We start from the raw sequence: 14317 nt of genomic DNA on the forward strand, positions 1-14317 counted from the left end.
GATCAGAGATCGTTTCCGCAGGTCGGATTAGGTTTACCTAAGTGACGCAGGGCACCGCCGGGTGCCGTATGTGCGGCTTGCCCGGTCCGGAGGAATTACGCAACAATGGCGTTGTGAAAAACGTCGGCGAGGCACCCCACGAGGAGCTGGCGACCGGGGAGCGGTCCACCCGCAACCGAGTCGCCCGGTCCATCCTGGACCACGGCCCCTCGACCGTCGCCGAGCTCGCCGAGCGGCTGAGCCTCACCCAGGCGGCCGTGCGCCGGCACCTCGACGCCCTCACGGGCGACGGTGTCGTGGAGGCGCGCGAGCAGCGGGTGTACGGCGCGCGGACCCGCGGCCGGCCGGCCAAGGTGTTCGCCCTGACGGACTGCGGCCGGGACGCCTTCGACCAGTCGTACGACACGCTCGCCGCGGACGCCCTGCGCTGGATCGCCGACCGCGAGGGCGGCAACGAGGCGATCGCCGCCTTCGCCCGCGCCAGGATCGCCGCGCAGGCGGGCGCCTACCGCCGCGCCGTCGAGGGCGTGCCGCCCGAGAAGCGGACCGAAGCGCTGGCCAAGGCCCTGAGCGCCGACGGGTACGCTGCTACGGCGCGCAGCGCGCCCCACCCGCAGCAGGGTGAGCAGCTCTGTCAGCACCACTGCCCGGTCGCCCACGTCGCCGAGCAGTTCCCGCAACTGTGCGAGGCGGAGACGGAATTTTTCGCCGAGCTGCTCGGTACGCACGTACAGCGGCTCGCCACCATCGCGCACGGCGACGGCGTCTGCACGACGTTCATCCCCAAGATTTCCCACAACGCATCTGCAAGCACGGCCGGGAGGAACCCCGCATGACTCTCCCCACGGAGACTGCCCACCCCGAGCTCGAGGGCCTGGGCAAGTACGAGTACGGCTGGGCCGACTCCGACACGGCCGGCGCCTCTGCCAAGCGCGGCATCAACGAGGACGTCGTCCGGGACATCTCCTCCAAGAAGAGCGAGCCGGAGTGGATGACCAAGCTCCGCCTCAAGGGCCTGCGCCTGTTCGAGAAGAAGCCCATGCCGAACTGGGGCTCGGACCTCTCCGGCATCGACTTCGACAACATCAAGTACTTCGTGCGCTCCACGGAGAAGCAGGCGGAGTCCTGGGAGGACCTGCCCGAGGACATCAAGGCCACCTACGACAAGCTCGGCATCCCCGAGGCGGAGAAGCAGCGCCTCGTCGCCGGCGTCGCCGCGCAGTACGAGTCGGAGGTCGTCTACCACCAGATCCGCGAGGACCTGGAGGAGCAGGGCGTCATCTTCCTGGACACCGACACCGCGCTGAAGGAGCACCCGGAGCTCTTCAAGGAGTACTTCGGGACCGTCATCCCCGTCGGTGACAACAAGTTCGCGTCGCTCAACTCCGCCGTGTGGTCGGGCGGCTCCTTCATCTACGTGCCGCCGGGCGTCCACGTGGAGATCCCGCTCCAGGCCTACTTCCGCATCAACACGGAGAACATGGGCCAGTTCGAGCGGACTCTGATCATCGTCGACGAGGGTGCCTACGTGCACTACGTCGAGGGCTGCACCGCCCCGATCTACAAGTCGGACTCGCTGCACTCCGCGGTCGTCGAGATCATCGTCAAGAAGAACGCCCGCTGTCGCTACACGACCATCCAGAACTGGTCGAACAACGTCTACAACCTGGTCACCAAGCGCGCCGTCGCCTACGAGGGCGCGACCATGGAGTGGGTCGACGGCAACATCGGCTCCAAGGTGACGATGAAGTACCCGGCCGTCTACCTGATGGGCGAGCACGCCAAGGGCGAGACCCTGTCCATCGCCTTCGCGGGCGAGGGCCAGCACCAGGACGCCGGCGCCAAGATGGTCCACATGGCGCCGAACACGTCGTCCAACATCGTCTCGAAGTCCGTCGCGCGCGGCGGTGGCCGCACCTCCTACCGCGGTCTCATCGAGATCGGCGAGGGCGCCCCGGGCTCCAAGTCGAACGTGCTCTGCGACGCACTGCTCGTCGACACCATCTCCCGCTCGGACACCTACCCCTACGTGGACGTCCGCGAGGACGACGTGTCCATGGGCCACGAGGCGACCGTCTCCAAGGTTTCCGAGGACCAGCTCTTCTACCTCATGAGCCGCGGCCTGAGCGAGGACGAGGCCATGGCGATGATCGTGCGCGGCTTCGTCGAGCCCATCGCCAAGGAGCTCCCCATGGAGTACGCGCTGGAGCTCAACCGGCTGATCGAGCTGCAGATGGAGGGCGCGGTCGGCTGATCCCACCGCGGTCCATCAAGCCCTTACGTAACCGAAAGCGAGCACTACGACAGCCATGGCTGAGGCCCAGAACATCCCCGTGGGATCCACCACCGCGGGCTCGATCGCGGTCGCCGCGGAGTCGACCGTCGCCACCCGCATGAGCGCGCCCCCCTCGTTCGACGTGGCGGACTTCCCCGTCCCGCACGGCCGTGAGGAGGAGTGGCGGTTCACCCCGCTGGAGCGCCTGCGCGGCCTGCACGACGGCACCGCCGTCGCCACCGGCAACGGCGTGAAGGTCGAGGTCAAGGCTCCCGAGGGCGTCACCGTCGAGGCGGTCGGCCGCGACGACGCGCGGCTCGGCAAGGCCGGTACCCCGGTGGACCGCGTCGCCGCCCAGGCCTACTCGGCGTTCGAGAAGGCCGGGGTCGTGACCGTCCCCAAGGAGACCGTCCTCACCGAGCCCATCCGCATCTCGGTGCACGGCGAGGGCGGCACCGCCTTCGGCCACCAGGTGATCGAGCTGGGCGCCTTCGCCGAGGCCGTCGTGGTCATCGACCACACCGGTGACGCGGTGCTCGCCGCCAACGTCGACTACCTCCTGGGCGACGGCGCCAAGCTCACCGTCGTCTCCGTCCAGGACTGGGACGAGAAGGCCGTCCACGTCGCCCAGCACAACGCGCTCGTGGGCCGCGACGCCTCCTTCAAGTCGGTCGTCGTCACCTTCGGCGGCGACGTCGTCCGGCTGCACCCGCGCGTGAGGTACGCCGGCCCCGGCGGCGAGGCCGAGCTGTTCGGCCTGTACTTCACGGACCAGGGCCAGCACCAGGAGCACCGCCTCCTGGTCGACCACAACGTCCCGCACTGCAAGTCCAACGTCGTCTACAAGGGCGCGCTCCAGGGCGAGGACGCGCACGCGGTGTGGATCGGTGACGTGCTCATCGAGGCCAAGGCCGAGGGTACGGACACGTACGAGATGAACCGCAACCTGGTCCTCACGGACGGGGCGCGCGTGGACTCCGTACCGAACCTCGAGATCGAGACCGGCGAGATCGTCGGCGCCGGCCACGCCTCGGCGACCGGCCGCTTCGACGACGAGCAGCTCTTCTACCTCATGGCCCGCGGCATCCCGGAGCACGAGGCCCGGCGCCTCGTGGTCCGCGGCTTCTTCGCCGAGCTGGTCCAGCAGATCGGCCTCCCCGACATCGAGGAGCGCCTGATCGCCAAGATCGAGGAAGAGCTGGAGGCGGCGGTCGCATGACCTTCGTACGCGCCTGTGGACTGGGCGAGCTGGAGGAGGACACCCCGAAACGGGTGGAGCTCGACGGCACGCCCCTGTCCATCGTGCAGACCGAGGGCGAGGTGTTCGCGATCCACGACATCTGCTCGCACGCGAACGTCTCCCTGGCCGAGGGCGAGGTCGACGACTGCCACATCGAGTGCTGGCTGCACGGCTCGCGCTTCGACCTCCGCTCCGGCAAGCCCGACGCCCTACCGGCGACGCGCCCCGTCCCCGTATACCCCGTAAAGATCGAAGGGGACGACGTGCTCGTCTCCCTCACCCAGGAGTCCTGAGGCACCCATGGCAACGCTTGAAATCCGAGACCTGCACGTCACCGTCGAGGCCGACAACGCCACGAAGGAGATCCTCAAGGGCGTCGACCTCACCGTGAAGCAGGGCGAGACGCACGCCATCATGGGCCCCAACGGCTCCGGCAAGTCGACCCTCGCCTACTCCCTCGCGGGTCACCCGAAGTACACGATCACCGGCGGCACCGTCACCCTCGACGGCGAGGACGTCCTGGAGATGTCCGTCGACGAGCGCGCCCGCGCCGGCCTGTTCCTCGCGATGCAGTACCCGGTCGAGGTGCCGGGCGTGTCCGTGTCGAACTTCCTGCGCACCTCCGCCACCGCCATCCGCGGCGAGGCCCCCAAGCTGCGCACCTGGGTGAAGGAGGTCAGGGAGGCCATGGAGCGCCTCAACATGGACCCGGCCTTCGCCGAGCGCAACGTCAACGAGGGCTTCTCCGGCGGTGAGAAGAAGCGCCACGAGATCCTCCAGCTGGAGCTCCTCAAGCCCAAGATGGCGATCCTCGACGAGACGGACTCCGGTCTGGACGTCGACGCCCTGCGCGTCGTGTCCGAGGGCGTGAACCGCGTCCGCGAGACGGGCGAGGTCGGCACCCTGCTGATCACGCACTACACGCGCATCCTGCGCTACATCAAGCCCGACTTCGTCCACGTGTTCTCCGCCGGCCGGATCGTCGAGTCCGGCGGCGCCGAGCTCGCCGACAAGCTGGAGAACGAGGGCTACGAGGCTTATGCGAAGCTCGACGGAGTCGACACGAAGGGTGGCGTATCCGCGTGACACTGCTGCCGGGCCTCCTCGACACCGAGGCGATCCGCAAGGACTTCCCCATCCTGGACCGCCAGGTCCACGACGGTCAGAAGCTCGTGTACCTGGACAACGCGGCGACCAGCCAGAAGCCGCGCCAGGTGCTGGACGCCCTGAGCGAGTACTACGAGCGCTACAACGCCAACGTCCACCGCGGTGTGCATGTGCTCGCCGAGGAGGCCACGGCGCTGTACGAGGGTGCGCGCGACAAGGTCGCGGAGTTCATCAACGCGCCCTCGCGTGACGAGGTGATCTTCACCAAGAACGCCTCGGAGTCGCTCAACCTCGTGGCGAACATGCTGGGCTGGGCCGACGAGCCCTACCGCGTGGACTCCGAGACCGAGATCGTCATCACGGAGATGGAGCACCACTCCAACATCGTGCCGTGGCAGCTGCTCGCGCAGCGCACGGGCGCGAAGCTGAAGTGGTTCGGCCTGACCGACGACGGCCGCCTCGACCTGTCGAACATCGAGGAGGTCATCACGGAGAAGACGAAGATCGTCTCCTTCGTGCTGGTCTCCAACATCCTCGGCACCCAGAACCCCGTCGAGGCGATCGTGCGCCGCGCCCAGGAGGTCGGTGCGCTGGTCTGCATCGACGCCTCCCAGGCCGCGCCGCACATGCCGCTGGACGTCCAGGCCCTGCAGGCCGACTTCGTCGCCTTCACCGGCCACAAGATGTGCGGCCCGACCGGCATAGGCGTCCTGTGGGGCCGCCAGGAGCTGCTGGAGGACCTGCCCCCGTTCCTCGGCGGCGGCGAGATGATCGAGACGGTGTCGATGCACTCCTCGACCTACGCCCCGGCGCCCCACAAGTTCGAGGCGGGCACGCCCCCGATCGCCCAGGCGGTCGGTCTCGGCGCGGCGATCGACTACCTCAACTCGATCGGCATGGACAAGATCCTCGCCCACGAGCACGCCCTCACCGAGTACGCGGTGAAGCGGCTGCTGGAGGTTCCCGACCTGCGCATCATCGGCCCCACCACGGCTGAGGAGCGCGGCGCGGCGATCTCCTTCACCCTCGGCGACATCCATCCGCACGACGTGGGCCAGGTCCTCGACGAGCAGGGCATCGCGGTCCGGGTCGGTCATCACTGCGCGCGACCGGTCTGCCTGCGCTACGGAATTCCTGCGACCACGCGAGCGTCGTTCTATCTGTACTCCACGCCGGCCGAGATCGACGCACTGGTCGACGGCCTGGAGCACGTACGGAACTTCTTCGGCTGAGGGGCGTGCTAGACGGTGAAACTGGACTCCATGTACCAGGAAGTCATCCTGGACCACTACAAGAACCCGCACGGGCGGGGCTTGCGGGATGGCGACGCCGAGGTGCACCACGTCAACCCGACGTGCGGTGACGAGATCACGCTTCGCGTGAAGTACGACGGAACCACCATCGAGGACGTCTCGTACGAGGGCCAGGGCTGTTCGATCAGCCAGGCGAGCGCGTCCGTCCTGAACGAACTCCTCGTCGGCAAGGACCTCTCCGACGCGCGGAAGATCCAGGAGACCTTCCTGGAGCTGATGCAGTCCAAGGGGAAGCTCGAACCCGACGACGCGATGGAGGACATCCTGGAGGACGCGGTCGCGTTCGCCGGGGTGTCCAAGTACCCGGCCCGGGTGAAGTGCGCCCTGCTGAGCTGGATGGCCTGGAAGGACGCGACGGCCCAGGTACTGGGCGGAGCCGACGCCGAGAAGGAGACGACGGCATGAGCGAGACCGTTGAGATGAAGCCGGCCTCGGAGGAAGAGGTCCGTGAGGCGCTGTACGACGTCGTCGACCCGGAACTGGGCATCGACGTCGTCAACCTCGGCCTGATCTACGGCATCCACATCGACGACGCGAACATCGCGACGCTCGACATGACCCTGACCTCGGCGGCCTGCCCGCTGACGGACGTCATCGAGGACCAGGCGAAGTCCGCCACGGACGGCCTCGTGAGCGAGCTGCGCATCAACTGGGTCTGGATGCCGCCGTGGGGCCCCGACAAGATCACGGACGACGGACGCGAGCAGCTTCGGGCTCTCGGCTTCAACGTCTGAGAACCGCTGACGCGGCGGAGGGCGGCACCCTGTACGGGGGTGTCGCCCTTACGCATGCTCAGCCCAGTCCGGACACGATCTGGAACGACGCGTCCGAGTAGTACTGGCGACTGTTCTCGAAGGGGTCCAGGCGGAGCTGGAAGTTGCGGTGGCGCAGGAAGCGCCCCGGGTAGTTGACCGACTCCAGCGTGAGCGTTCCCGAGCGGGACCAGACGCGGGGGCAGAACGTGGCGTCCTGGCGGAAGAGGGACGAGCCGTCGTCGCTGTTCGCGACCAGGACGAAGCTGCGGTGGCGCAGGTAGCGGCCGTCCGCGGTGGTGAAGGAGTAGCAGGAGGAGTCGGAGAGACCGGCGACGCGCTTGAAGGTGGCGTCGTCGCGCTGCCCGGAGCCGATCTGGTCCAGCCGTACATAGCCGTCGCTGACCCGCCAGTAGCGGTCGGGGAAGTTGACCGAGCGTATGGATATGCCGGTGGAGGCCGGGGGCTTCGGGTGCTTCGAAGGGGTGGGGGACGCCTTCGGCGGCTTCGGGGCCTTCTTCTCGGGCTTCGGGCTCGGGGTGGCCGTGGAGGCGCTGGGGGTGGGGGACGGGTGGGGGCGGTCCGCGCCGGGCTCGGGGGTGCCGGTCGCGGAGGGGGTCGCGAAGGAGATCAGGCCGCCCGGGGCCGAGCTGCTGAGGGTGGTCGGCTCCGCCGCGCGGGATTCGGCCTCCTCGGCCTCGCTGTTCATCACGGTGATGGCCGTGGCACACGCGGTGATCGTCGCGAGGGCCAGCGCACCCGCCAGCCAGAGCCTTCGCGTCCCCGGTGCCCGGGTGGTGTCCGGGGCCCAGCCGCTCTCCCAGGGGCGGTCCTGTGGCGGCCGGGACTTGTCTTCTGACATGCGCTGTTCCTCCGGCGGGGCACCCTTGACGGCGGCGCAGTTGTGGTGGCCCGGTGTGTGATCGGTGACACCGTAGTGGACGTCCGGTGCGCCCGTGACTCGTTTGATGAGAGCGGTTTCTCTCCGTTGCGAGAGCGGTTCCCCGTCGTGATCGAGTTGTCGTTGTGTACGGGTGTACAGATGGTTGTGTACGCTCGTACATATGGGATATCTGCTGCTGGCCGGGGCCATAGCCGCCGAAGTCGGCGCGACCACCGCCATGAAGTACAGCGACGGATTCAGCAGGCTCGGGCCGTCGCTGCTCACGGTCCTCGGATACGTCGTCTCCTTCGCGCTGCTCGCGCAGACCCTCAAAACCGTCTCGGTCGGCACGGCCTACGCGATCTGGGCCGGGGTCGGCACCGCCGCCATCGCCACGATCGGGTTCGCGTTCCTGGGAGAGGGGATGACCGTCGCCAAGGCCGCCGGGATCGCGCTGATCATCGGCGGGGTCGTGGTGCTGAACCTGGGCGGGGCCCACTGATGGCCCGGCGCCACGACCCCGAGCGGCGGCAGCGGATCATCGACGCGGCGATCCGGGTCGTCGGGGCCAAGGGGATCGCCGGGCTGAGCCACCGCAGTGCGGCCGCCGAGGCCGATGTGCCGCTCGGTTCGACGACGTACCACTTCAAGACCCTCGACGAGCTGCTGGTCGCCGCGTTGCGGCAGGCCAACGAGGGCTTCGCCAGGGTGATCGCCTCGCGCGGCGGCCTGGAGGACCCCCGCACCGATCTGGCCGCCGAACTCGCCGGCTGGATGGGGGAGTGGCTCGCCGGTGACCGCACCGGGGTGGTGCTGGAGTACGAGCTGTACCTGGCCGCCCTGCGACGGCCCGCCCTGCGGCCCGTCGCCGCCGAGTGGGCCGCGGGCGTCGCCGAGCTGCTGTCCCGGCGTACCGACCCGGTGACCGCCCGGGCGCTGGTGGCGGTCGTCGACGGCATCTGCCTCCAGGTCCTGCTGACGGGGGTGCCCTACGACGAGGAGTACGCACGGGAGGTGCTGGCCCGGGTGCTGGCGGGCCCGGGGGTGAGGCCGACGGGGGGCCGAGGAGGGAATCCGTGGCGAAGCGCGCCGTGGACGGGTGCTTGCGCGGGTGCCACCGGCCCGGGGTGAGGCCGACAGGGGGGCCGTGGGGGGGCGTCCAGCGAGAAGTCGCGCCGTGGACGGGGTGCTTGCCGGGTGCCGGCGGGGCCCGTGGAGGGGATGGTGGGGAGTGCGTCCATGGGGCCGTCCGTGCTGCTGAGGGACGTCTTCGCCGAGCGGATACCGCCCGTCCCGTGAGACGCCCTCGCACCGGTTCGCATCGATCGGTGTCCGCCGGTTAGGTTGCCCTCATGACCGACACGACTGCTCCTCGCACCACCGGCGCCGTGGCCGCCGGCCTCGCCACGATCGCCGCCGACGGCACCGTTCTCGACACCTGGTTCCCCGCGCCCGAGCTGGCCGACCAGCCCGGCCCGTCCGGCACCGAGCGGCTGTCCGCCGAACGCGCCGCGGAGCTGCTCGGCGGTGGCGCGACGGCGGCGATCGGCCCGGACGCCCGCCGCGGCGTCGAGGTGGTCGCGGTCCGCACGGTCATCGCCTCGCTCGACGAGAAGCCGATCGACGCGCACGACGCCTACCTGCGCCTGCACCTGCTCTCCCACCGTCTGGTCAAGCCGCACGGCCAGAGCCTGGACGGCATCTTCGGCTTCCTCGCCAACGTCGCCTGGACCTCGCTCGGCCCGGTCGCCGTCGACGACCTCGAGAAGGTCCGGCTGAACGCCCGCGCCGAGGGCCTGCACCTGCAGGTGACCTCGGTCGACAAGTTCCCGCGCATGACGGACTACGTGGCCCCCAAGGGCGTCCGGATCGCCGACGCCGACCGGGTCCGCCTCGGCGCGCACCTCGCCGAGGGCACCACCGTCATGCACGAGGGCTTCGTCAACTTCAACGCCGGCACGCTCGGCACGTCGATGGTCGAGGGCCGCATCTCCGCCGGAGTCGTGATCGGCGACGGCTCGGACATCGGCGGCGGTGCCTCCACCATGGGCACCCTCTCCGGCGGCGGCAACGTCATCATCTCCATCGGCGAGCGCTGCCTGATCGGCGCCGAGGCGGGCGTGGGCATCGCCCTCGGCGACGAGTGCGTCGTCGAGGCCGGCCTCTACGTCACCGCGGGCACCCGCGTCACCATGCCCGACGGCCAGATCGTCAAGGCCCGCGAGCTGTCCGGCGCCTCCAACATCCTCTTCCGCCGCAACTCGGTCACCGGCACCGTCGAGGCCCGGCCGAACAACGCGGTGTGGGGCGGGCTGAACGAGATCCTGCACAGCCACAACTGACGGCCCCGGCACGATCCCGTACGGATGACCCTGCGTGACCTCGCGGTGGTTTCGGCAGATGAACGGGTGGACGCAGTGTCCTATCAGACGCCGAACCGACGAAACGAGGACCGGGGCATGAGGAACGAGCGGGGGCGGGCCGTGGTGCGCGGGCTGGCCGGGGTGATCGCGGCGCTGGCGGTGTGCTGGCTGCCGACGGGGGCCGCGCACGCCGACGAGACCAACACCGGCTCGCACAACGGCCACCGGGTCGGTCTGATCAACGTCAACACCGGTCAGATCGACGACCCGGCAGAGGACGTGCTGGAGCACACGCTGCTGTTCGGTGACGGGTACGCCTGGAACTGACCGCGCAGAGCAGACGGGGCGGCCCGTACCGCAGGTGACACTGCGGTACGGGCCGCCCCGTTTTCGTTCCCCGTGGGTGGCATAGCGGGGCGTGCCCGCACGCGTCACAGGGAGTACGGGGGGCGGGCACCGGGCCTGCCCCGGGGGAGAGCGAAGGTGACGATGGATGCCGAAGCGCAGGAGAGTTTCCGGGAGTTCGTGGCGAACCGGTCGTCCGCGCTGCTGAAGACCGCCGTCCTGCTGAGCGGCGGCGACCGGCACGCGGGCGAGGACCTGCTCCAGAACGCGCTGATCAAGGCCGCGGGCCGCTGGCACCGCATCGACGAACCCGAGGCCTACGTCCGGCAGGTCCTCTACCGGCAGCAGGTCAGCCGCTGGCGGCTGAAGTGGCCGAGGCGCGAACTGACCGTCGCCGAACTCCCGGAGACCGGCACCGCCCCGGACGCCTCCGGCGCCGCCGAACTGCGCCTGGTGATGCGCGGCGCGCTCGCCCGGCTGACCGCGCGGCAGCGCACCGTGCTCGTGCTCCGCTACTTCGAGGACCTGCCCGAGGGGGAGGTGGCCCGCATCCTGGGCTGCTCCGTCGGCACCGTACGGTCCGCCACCCACCGTTCCCTCGCCCGGCTGCGTGCCCTCGCGCCCGAGCTGGCCGCGCTCGGACCGGCCGCCGCCGAACAGCGGCCCGCCCGTGACTACTCGCCCGTGGAGGTGCGTCAGTGAACGTCGACGAACTCGTGCGTGACGCCCTGCGCGACCAGGCAGACGGGCAGCCGCCCGCGGCCCCCGGCTTCGCCGACCGGGTACTGGCGGTGCGCCTGCGCCGGCGCAGCCGCCGGCTCGCCACCGCGGCCGTCGCGGCCGTCGCCGTGGTCGCCGTGGTCGTGGCCGTGCCGGTGCTCGACTCCGGCAAGCAGGACGTACGGCCCTCGGGAGGGGTGGAACAGACCGGCATCACCGCCCACCCCGACCAGTCGCCGCCGCGCGACCTGATCGCGGCCGGGCGGGTCGCGCTGGCCGCGTACTACACCACCAGGAACGTCGAGCAGTCCGCCGACCGGGCCGTCTCGGAGCGCACGTACTGGCTCGTGAACCCCGGCACGAAGAAGTACGTCAAGGACGACCGGTGGTCGTACGTCGCGGTCGCCCCCGGGCTGCGGACCGCCGCCGTCCTGGAGCGGGAGCTGCCCGTGCCGCGGATCGGGCTGCTCGATCTGGCGAGCGGCCAGGTCAAGCGGTGGATCCCGGTGGACCGGCCGGTGGCGGGGGTGGAGTTCTCCGCCGACGGCAGGAAGCTCGTCGCGACGGCGTACAGCAAGAATCCCGACCGCCGGGTGAAGATCGACGGGTCGCAGGGCTGGGACGCCCCGTTCATGGAGTCGGACCGAACCGGGTTCCATGTCATCGACGTGGCCTCCGGGAGCAGTTCCTGGGCCGGGGTGGAGCTCGGTGGGGGCGCGCACAACCCCGATGCGTTCCTCAACTCCCGCCAGGACTTCGGGTTCACCCATGACGGTCGGCTCGCCTGGTCCGGGATGGCCACCGAACCGGGTAAGAAGTTCTACGACTTCACCGGCAAGGAAGTCCCCGCGCCCGCGCTGGAGAGGTACCGGGACTGGTTCGTCGACGCCGGGGTGTCGCCGGACGGGCAGCTCGTCGCCGGTCAGTTCGCGGGGCGGAAGTGGAAGACGTCCTCCTTCGTCCTCGACGCCCGCACCGGCAAGCAGCGCGAGGTGCGCGGCCAGCAGCTGCTGGCCTGGGCGGACGGCAACTCGCTCGTCGCCTGGGACATCGGGCAGGACGGGAACGAGTACCACCAGCGGCTGGTCCTGGTGACCATCGGCGGCGAGAAGACCACCCCGCTCAGTGACTTCAGGTCGCCCAAGGACAACACGAAGGGGCGGTGGGAGCCGGTGTTCGCGGAGCGGTGATCATGCGCTGACGCCGATCAGGTCGTCGTGAAGCGCGAGCAGCTCGCCGGTCCTCCCGGTGTCGGCCGGCCGGAGGGGGCTGCGGACCGGGCCTGCCGGGAGGGCCAGGGCGTTCAGGAGCGCCTTCGCCGTGACGGTGCCCGGCAGGCCCGCCGACATGATCGCCTCGATGAGGGGGGTGGCGTGCTGCTGGAGGCGGGCCGCCCGGGTCGTGTCGCCCGCGTCGAACGCGTCCAGGACCGCCCGCAGGTGGTCAGGGATCACGTTCGCGACCGTGCTGACGTAACCGGCGCCGCCCACGGCGTACAGCGCGAGGTTGTGTTCGTCGCAGCCCGCGTAGTAGGCCAGGTCGGTCCGGGCCAGTACCTTCTGGGCGCCCAGGAAGTCGTTGGAGCAGTCCTTGACCGCGACGATCCTGGGGTGCTCGGCGAGGCGGAGGAGCGTCTCCGGTTCGATGCGGGTACCGGTGCGGACGGGGATGTCGTAGAGCATGAGCGGGAGGCCGCAGGCGTCCGCGATCTCCCGGAAGTGGGCCTCGATCGCGTCCTGTGGGGGTCTGCTGTAGTACGGCGACACCAGCAGCAGACCGTCCGCGCCCGCCTTCTCGGCCTGCCGGGCCAGTTCGGTGGTGTGCAGGGTGTCGGGGGTGCCGATGCCGGTGATGACCTTCGCGCGGGCACCGACCGCCTCGCGGACGGCTCGGACGAGGTCGGACTTCTCGGCGTCCGTGGTGGTGGGTGATTCGCCCGTGGTGCCGGAGAGGACCAGGCCGTCGCAGCCGTTCGCCACCAGGTGGGCGGCGAGGCGCTGGGCGCCGTCGAGGTCCAGGGCGCCGGACGAGGTGAAGGGAGTGATCATGGCGCAGAGGCTGCGGCCCAGGGGTGGCGGTGTGGTCATGGGGGTAGTCTCGGCCGGGCTTTCATGTAGCTCCACTTAATTTTGCTACCAGACTTTCCTAAGCAACACTTCACAATGGGACGGGTGGTGAGGGTGCTGCCGCGCCGACGGGCCCGGAGCCGGCTGGGTAGCAGCGGGGCCGTCCGGGTACTCGGGTGTTCCTGACGTCGAGAGGAGGCACCGTGACCGAGACCATGGATCATCGGGCCGTGCACGACGAGCGCCGCTCCGTGGGCGAACTCGTCGGGCAGGCCACGGAGCAGCTCTCCACGCTCATGCGGCAGGAAGTGGCGCTCGCCAAGGAGGAGCTTGCCGAGAAGGGGCGGCGTGCGGGGCGTGGCGGTGGGTTGCTCGGGGCGGCGGGCGCCGTCGCGTACGCCGGGCTGCTCGTGCTGTCCGGTGCGGGTGTCGCCGCGCTCTCCCTGGTGCTGCCCGTCTGGGCCGCGGCGCTGATCGTGACCGGGGTGTTGTTCGTGATCGCGGCCGTGCTGGCGGCGACCGGGCGGGCGCAGCTGCGGAAGGCCGCTCCGCCCACGCCCGAGCAGGCGCTCGGCAGCGTCAGGGCGGACGTGGAGGAGATCAAGGAGAGGGCGCATCGATGACGGACGCGACGGGTGGGGCGAAGGGCCCCGATGAGCTGCGGCGGCAGATCGAGCGGACCCGTACCGCACTCGGCAACACGGTGGAGGAGTTGGCCGGGAAGGCGGATGTGAAGGGACGTGCGCGGGCGCGGGCCGCTGATCTGCGGGACAAGGCCGGGGCGATGACGGTGCAGTTGCGCAGCAGTGCCGCGCAGGCGGGGCACACCGTGCACGATCGGGCGACGCATGCGGGGCCTCGTCCGGTGCGCACCGTTGTGCAGGCGGGGATGCGGCATCCGAAGCCGGTGCTGGTGGCCGGGGCGGCGGGGGCCGTGGTGGCTGTCGGGGTGTTGCGGTGGAGGCATGCGCACGGGCATCACTGAGCGGCCCGTCTCGCCTGCCCGGCCCCGACCTGCCTCCGGCGGTCGGGGCCGGGCTGTCGTCTGCGGCGGCCCTGTGCGGTGCGCGGCGACTGACTGTTCCGTCGGCGTGTCAACTGCCGTGAGGCATGCGGGGATTGCCTCGGTGGCGATCGTTCTGAGGTGCGCCCCTCTCGCATGATGAGGCCGGAGAGTGCGGCAAAGGTTTGCCGGTGATCCGAGCAAGGCCGGCATGACCTGCTCGTTTGCATGGCCTCAACGCCCTGTCGGG

17 protein-coding genes and 1 pseudogene are annotated in these 14317 nt (G+C 70.1%); 16 read left to right on the forward strand and 2 right to left on the reverse strand.

Annotated elements, in window-relative coordinates; translation table 11 throughout:
* Positions 1-113: 113 nt before the first annotated feature.
* Genes FDO69_RS10685 through FDO69_RS10720 form a run of 8 tightly spaced genes read left to right on the forward strand, consistent with a single transcriptional unit; the run spans position 114 to position 6669 of the window.
* A complete protein-coding gene (locus tag FDO69_RS10685) occupies positions 114-836 on the forward strand; it encodes a helix-turn-helix transcriptional regulator (RefSeq protein ID WP_104779532.1) in 723 nt (240 codons plus the stop codon).
* Positions 833-2254 (forward strand): Fe-S cluster assembly protein SufB, encoded by a 1422-nt coding sequence (sufB, locus tag FDO69_RS10690; protein WP_033310787.1) that lies wholly within the window; start codon positions 833-835, stop codon positions 2252-2254. The genes FDO69_RS10685 and sufB overlap by 4 nt, the downstream gene beginning before the upstream one ends.
* Before the next feature lie 55 nt (positions 2255-2309).
* Positions 2310-3494 carry a Fe-S cluster assembly protein SufD gene (gene sufD / locus FDO69_RS10695; RefSeq protein ID WP_104779533.1) on the forward strand — a complete coding sequence of 395 codons (1185 nt, stop codon included), beginning with the start codon at positions 2310-2312 and terminating at the stop codon, positions 3492-3494.
* A complete protein-coding gene (locus FDO69_RS10700; RefSeq protein WP_053670666.1) occupies positions 3491-3808 on the forward strand; it encodes a non-heme iron oxygenase ferredoxin subunit in 318 nt (105 codons plus the stop codon). Before sufD ends, FDO69_RS10700 begins: the two co-directional genes overlap by 4 nt.
* 7 nt (positions 3809-3815) lie before the next feature.
* Positions 3816-4601 (forward strand): Fe-S cluster assembly ATPase SufC, encoded by a 786-nt coding sequence (sufC, locus tag FDO69_RS10705; RefSeq protein ID WP_104779534.1) that lies wholly within the window; start codon positions 3816-3818, stop codon positions 4599-4601.
* Entirely contained in the window at positions 4598-5854 is a 1257-nt protein-coding gene (locus FDO69_RS10710) for a cysteine desulfurase (RefSeq protein ID WP_104779535.1), read from the forward strand. Before sufC ends, FDO69_RS10710 begins: the two co-directional genes overlap by 4 nt.
* A gap of 15 nt (positions 5855-5869) precedes the next feature.
* Complete coding sequence (sufU, locus tag FDO69_RS10715; RefSeq protein ID WP_031143574.1) at positions 5870-6340, forward strand: Fe-S cluster assembly sulfur transfer protein SufU; 471 nt, start codon at positions 5870-5872, stop codon at positions 6338-6340.
* A complete protein-coding gene (locus FDO69_RS10720; protein WP_028809645.1) occupies positions 6337-6669 on the forward strand; it encodes a metal-sulfur cluster assembly factor in 333 nt (110 codons plus the stop codon). The genes sufU and FDO69_RS10720 overlap by 4 nt, the downstream gene beginning before the upstream one ends.
* Before the next feature lie 58 nt (positions 6670-6727).
* On the opposite strand, the gene FDO69_RS10725 is transcribed toward FDO69_RS10720, so the two are convergent.
* Positions 6728-7549: an AbfB domain-containing protein gene (locus FDO69_RS10725; RefSeq protein ID WP_104779536.1), complete on the reverse strand. Its 822-nt coding sequence runs from the start codon at positions 7547-7549 to the stop codon at positions 6728-6730.
* Positions 7550-7751: 202 nt separating this feature from the next.
* Here FDO69_RS10725 and FDO69_RS10730 point away from each other — a divergent pair, with 202 nt between their 5' ends.
* From FDO69_RS10730 to FDO69_RS10755, 6 genes and pseudogenes are all read left to right on the forward strand, one after another.
* Entirely contained in the window at positions 7752-8072 is a 321-nt protein-coding gene (locus FDO69_RS10730) for a DMT family transporter (protein WP_104779537.1), read from the forward strand.
* Positions 8072-8608 (forward strand): annotated as a pseudogene (locus FDO69_RS10735) (TetR/AcrR family transcriptional regulator); the annotation flags it as partial. The gene FDO69_RS10730 and the pseudogene FDO69_RS10735, both read left to right, overlap by 1 nt.
* 314 nt (positions 8609-8922) lie before the next feature.
* Positions 8923-9912, forward strand: a complete 990-nt coding sequence (dapD, locus tag FDO69_RS10740; RefSeq protein WP_031105872.1) for a 2,3,4,5-tetrahydropyridine-2,6-dicarboxylate N-succinyltransferase — start codon at positions 8923-8925, stop codon at positions 9910-9912.
* A gap of 117 nt (positions 9913-10029) precedes the next feature.
* Positions 10030-10260 carry a hypothetical protein gene (locus FDO69_RS10745; protein ID WP_104779538.1) on the forward strand — a complete coding sequence of 77 codons (231 nt, stop codon included), beginning with the start codon at positions 10030-10032 and terminating at the stop codon, positions 10258-10260.
* A gap of 162 nt (positions 10261-10422) precedes the next feature.
* On the forward strand, positions 10423-10980 hold the full coding sequence (locus FDO69_RS10750; RefSeq protein WP_104779539.1) for a SigE family RNA polymerase sigma factor: 558 nt from the start codon (positions 10423-10425) through the stop codon (positions 10978-10980).
* The gene (locus FDO69_RS10755) at positions 10977-12188 is read left to right on the forward strand and encodes a hypothetical protein (RefSeq protein WP_104779540.1); all 1212 of its coding nucleotides are present in this window, start codon (positions 10977-10979) and stop codon (positions 12186-12188) included. Before FDO69_RS10750 ends, FDO69_RS10755 begins: the two co-directional genes overlap by 4 nt.
* On the opposite strand, the gene dapA is transcribed toward FDO69_RS10755, so the two are convergent.
* Positions 12189-13085 (reverse strand): 4-hydroxy-tetrahydrodipicolinate synthase, encoded by an 897-nt coding sequence (dapA, locus tag FDO69_RS10760; RefSeq protein WP_167526564.1) that lies wholly within the window; start codon positions 13083-13085, stop codon positions 12189-12191.
* A 194-nt stretch (positions 13086-13279) separates the two neighbouring features.
* Between dapA and FDO69_RS10765 the strand changes: the two genes are divergently transcribed.
* Positions 13280-13687, forward strand: a complete 408-nt coding sequence (locus tag FDO69_RS10765) for a phage holin family protein (protein WP_104779670.1) — start codon at positions 13280-13282, stop codon at positions 13685-13687.
* Positions 13684-14049 carry a DUF3618 domain-containing protein gene (locus tag FDO69_RS10770; RefSeq protein ID WP_104779542.1) on the forward strand — a complete coding sequence of 122 codons (366 nt, stop codon included), beginning with the start codon at positions 13684-13686 and terminating at the stop codon, positions 14047-14049. The genes FDO69_RS10765 and FDO69_RS10770 overlap by 4 nt, the downstream gene beginning before the upstream one ends.
* The last annotated feature ends 268 nt before the right edge of the window (positions 14050-14317 follow it).

The organism is Streptomyces tibetensis, from assembly GCF_007655005.1.
Lineage (GTDB): Bacteria > Actinomycetota > Actinomycetes > Streptomycetales > Streptomycetaceae > Streptomyces > Streptomyces tibetensis.